The organism is Micromonospora sp. NPDC003241 (genome assembly GCF_053589795.1).
This window is the reverse complement of record NZ_JBSFSO010000096.1, coordinates 1-2374: the sequence shown is the minus strand read 5'-3', so window position 1 is coordinate 2374 and position 2374 is coordinate 1. Positions and strand designations below refer to the sequence as shown.

2 protein-coding genes and 1 pseudogene are annotated in these 2374 nt (G+C 72.4%); all 3 read right to left on the bottom strand.

Annotation, left to right across the window (positions count from 1 at the left end; translation table 11 throughout):
* Positions 1–209: 209 nt before the first annotated feature.
* Positions 210–1187 (bottom strand): hypothetical protein, encoded by a 978-nt coding sequence (locus ACWDVW_RS32550; RefSeq protein WP_449956809.1) that lies wholly within the window; start codon positions 1185–1187, stop codon positions 210–212.
* Positions 1184–1543: a PadR family transcriptional regulator gene (locus tag ACWDVW_RS32545; RefSeq protein WP_449956806.1), complete on the bottom strand. Its 360-nt coding sequence runs from the start codon at positions 1541–1543 to the stop codon at positions 1184–1186. Before ACWDVW_RS32545 ends, ACWDVW_RS32550 begins: the two co-directional genes overlap by 4 nt.
* 99 nt (positions 1544–1642) lie before the next feature.
* Positions 1643–2374, bottom strand: a pseudogene (locus tag ACWDVW_RS32540) (type I glutamate--ammonia ligase); the annotation flags it as partial.

Below are 2374 nucleotides of genomic sequence, written 5' to 3'. Positions count from 1 at the left end.
GGACGAGCGGCGATTCGGAGCATCGGTCGAGGCCGGGAACCGGACGCCCGGCCCGGCCCCCGCGCGGCCCAGGCCGGCCACCAGCGGGCCACCATCTCCGCCCAGGGGCAAACCAGCCCGGCCACCAACGCCGCCCTGCGTGGCACGCACGGGCGCAGGGGCGGAGGGCGCAGAGGGCGGAGGGTGCGGACAGAGAAGGCGGGCAGGGGTCAGCCGTGGGCGCCGCAGGTCGGGCAGGACGCCGCAGGCGCGGGGGTGCGAGGGCGGCGCAGGGCGACCGTGATCGGCAGCAGGGCCGGTCCGAGGAGGCCGACGACCAGGGCCGTGGCGACCATGGTCGGGTGGGTCGGGCGCGGCGCACCGCCGAGACCGTCCACCATGCTGGCCAGGATGTGCACGTTGAGCAGGCCGATCGGGGTGAGCAGTGCCACCACCGCCCACTGGCCTCGCCGGTCCTGGCGCATGGTCAGCCCGACGGCGAGCAGCACGGCGACCGCCAGCAGCACGCCGCCGGTGGCCGGCAGGAGTTGTTCGGCCGTCCAGCCGTACCAGCCCCAGTAGGACTGTCCGACCATGACGGAGGCAGTGGCGGCACCGCCGAGCGCCGCCACGGTCGGCAGCGCCCGCACCGGCAGCGGCGACCGGGTGTCCGCCGCGAGTGCCAGCACCCCGAGGGCGAGCTGCGGAACCAGCACGTACAACGGTGGCCGACCGACGTCGGCGACCTGGCTCGCCACCGGCACCGCCGTGGTCGCCAGCACCGCCACGGTGATCCCGAGCCGGGCGGGTCGGCCCGGAGCGACGAGCAGCACCGAGGCGGCGACCAGCCAGGCGAGCCACGCGACGATGCCGACCGAGACGAACGGCCCGAAGCTCGGGACACCCCACGCGGCCGGTGGTGGTTGCATCTCGGCGAGCGTCCAGAAGGCGGCGAGGAAGGCGGCGGTGGCCATGGCGAGCAGGGCGGCGAGGCGTACGCCGGGGACCACGTCGCCGGCCCCGGCGGCCCGGAGGCGCTGACGGAGGCCACCCCGCACGAGGTCGGCGGCGTCCGCGACGGACGGCCAGCGCCGTCCCGGTTCGGCGAGGTCGAGGTACGTGCCGACGATCTCCTCGCCCCGCTCGCGGCGGTAGTCCACCGGGTAGGCCCGCAGCAGGTGCCGGTAGCGAGATTCCAGCCGGCTCATGCCAGACCTCCGGCGGTACGCGGGGCCAGCGGTCGCGCCGTGCGGGCACGCAGCCGCGCGGTGGCGGCCTCGACGTTGCGCCGCAGCCGTTCGGTCTCGGCGGCGAGCGTGCTGCCTCCGGCGGGGGAGAGCCGGTAGTAGCGCCGCAGTCGACCATCGACGGTCTCCTCGCGGTCGAGTTCCACCAGGCCGGCGTCGGTCAACCGGTCCAGTGCGCCGTAGAGGGTGCCGGGGCGCAGCGAGAGCCGTCCGTCGGAGAGGGCGGCCACCTCACCGATGATCGCGTACCCGTGCATCGGCTCTCGGGCCAGCGCGGTGAGGATGAGGAACGTCGGTTCACGTAACGGAGTGTCCACGCCGTGAATATATCGGACGCGAAGGTATGCCGTTGCCCGCAACGCGGTCGGGCCGGCTCCGCGTGAGCGGAGCCGGCCCGAGGACGGTGTGACTGGAGGTCAGCAGTCGAAGTACATGGCGAATTCGTGCGGGGTCGGGCGTAGGCGTACCGGGTCGACTTCGTTGGCGCGTTTCCAGTCGACCCAGGTGGAGATGAGGTCGGGGGTGAAGACGCCGCCTTCGAGGAGGTAGTCGTGGTCGGCTTCGAGGGAGTCGAGGACGGCGGGTAGGGAGCCGGGGACCTGCTTGACGTCGCCCCATTCCTCGGGCGGGAGGTCGTAGAGGTCCTTGTCGATCGGGGCGGGTGGCTCGATCTTGCTCTTGATGCCGTCGAGTCCGGCCATCATCATCGCGGAGAAGGCGAGGTACACGTTGGCCGACGGGTCGGGGACGCGGAATTCGACGCGCTTGGCCTTGGGGTTGCTGCCGGTGACGGGGATGCGGGTGCAGGCGGAGCGGTTGCGTTGGGAGTAGACCAGGTTGACCGGCGCCTCGTAGCCGGGCACGAGCCGGCGGTAGGAGTTGACGGTGGGGTTGGTGAAGGCCAGCAGCGACGGGGCGTGGTGTAGGAGGCCGCCGATGTACCAGCGGGCGGTGTCGGACAGGCCGGCGTAGCCGGTCTCGTCGTAGAAGAGTGGTTCGCCGCCGAGCCAGAGGCTCTGGTGGGTGTGCATGCCGGAGCCGTTGTCACCGAAGAGGGGCTTGGGCATGAAGGTGGCGGTCTTGCCGTTGGCCCAGGCTTCGTTCTTCACGATGTACTTGAAGAGTTGGAGTTGGTCGCCGGCGTGCAG